1 protein-coding gene is annotated in these 1,626 nt (G+C 53.3%); it reads left to right on the forward strand.

The window, feature by feature from the left end:
- Window positions 1-611 precede the first annotated feature (611 nt).
- Window positions 612-1,493 (forward strand): rolling circle replication-associated protein, encoded by an 882-nt coding sequence (locus PGQ95_RS26235; protein WP_071448089.1) that lies wholly within the window; start codon window positions 612-614, stop codon window positions 1,491-1,493.
- The last annotated feature ends 133 nt before the right edge of the window (window positions 1,494-1,626 follow it).

Raw genomic sequence — 1,626 nt, forward strand, 5'->3', positions numbered from 1 at the left:
GGGGATCCCTTTAGGGTTCCGATTTAGTGGTTGCACGACTGCACCCCCCATAACCTTGTATTGGGTGATGGTTCACATGGTGAGCCATCGCCCTGTAAAGCCGGTTTTAACCCCCCTTCAAGGCGTTGCCTGTGGGGTAGGTGCGCAAGCCCTGCCCTACAGGTGATGCCGTGGGGTGTTCCCGTTTTGCTCGGTATGCCTTATTTGTCGATTTTTGTCTAAGTGAGGTCATGGGGGATGGTCGTGCTGCTACGGTGAGGAACGGGGACGCCCCCGCAGCTCTGCGAGGAGGCGCTCGCCGTTCTGAATCGTAGTCCACTCTGTTTAATAGTGGACTCTCGTAGCAAAATGCAACAAAAGGCCGGTCGTGCAGTGTATGTAATACTGCACGTTCGTCTCATTCTGATTCTGTTCGTTGGGTGTTTGAGTGCTTCGATTTTTCAGCGGTTCAGGTGCTTCCCTTGATTAGTTGTTACATAACTGACCGCGACCCCTTCCTAACTAATCTTTTTGGGTTTATTGTTTCCCTGTTTTTTAGGCAAAAAATTACCCCGCAACTGCGTCAACAGTCCGGGGCTTGGTAACCACTCGAATGTGTTTAAGGAAACAACTTGGCTACGCTGAAATTATATCACAACGGTCTGACGGCTGGGATTCCCCCTATGAAGAATAATCATGAGCGCGCCAAGCGCGGGGAAGTTAAAGGCTGGTCTAAAAGCGCCTCCCGCAACAACACCAAATTCCTTCGCTCCGTTCACGTTCCCGATCTCACTGGCGCTGCTGTGGCGTTTACGCTAACTATTCGTGATTGCCCGCCATCATCTGAGGATTGGAAGATCCTCCGCGAGAATTTCATTAAGCGCCTTCGCCGTGCTGGGATGGTGCGCCTTCACTGGCTTACGGAATGGCAACAGCGGGGTGTTCCTCACCTTCACGGGATCGCCTATTTTCCTGATGCTTACGAACCCTCCACTGTAATCTGGAATTGGATCGCCGTTGCTGAGAAGTACGGCTGCAATATGCGCTCGCAGCATGTTGTACCTATCACGGATATGCAGGGTTGGTTCATGTACCTGGCTAAGCATGCTGGCCGCTCTGAGACTCACTATCAGCGCAATCCTGAGTTTGTGCCCGCAGGATGGGCTAAAACGGGCCGTGTGTGGGGTTACTGCGGTGATTGGCCCATTGATGAGCCTGTGACGCTTGATGCCTCTCACAAGGCTTTCTGTGCGCTTAGGCGTATTTGCCGGAACTGGCGTCTTGCCGATGCCCGTTCAGCCAATTACGGCACTGTGAAGGACGCAGAAAAGAAGCGCCGCCGGCGTATTATCTCCGCCCGCAGAATGCTCCGCTGTAATAAGCTCGGTCAGTCCGCTTCGCACGGTGTTTCTGAGTGGATCCCTCTCGATGTTTCCCTTACCGCTGCGTACTGGTGTATGGCCAGTCACCCCATGCCGGAAGTAGACGACTCACGCTATCAGATTGAAATCTGACAGCGTTCGCCGCCGCCGAATCGTCAACTGCTAAATCGGGGGATCCCTTTAGGGTTCCGATTTAGTGGTTGCACGACTGCACCCCCCATAACCTTGTATTGGGTGATGGTTCACATGGTGAGCCATCGCCCTG

Source organism: Klebsiella sp. 141240 (genome assembly GCF_050600805.1).
Taxonomy (GTDB): Bacteria; Pseudomonadota; Gammaproteobacteria; order Enterobacterales; family Enterobacteriaceae; genus Klebsiella; species Klebsiella aerogenes.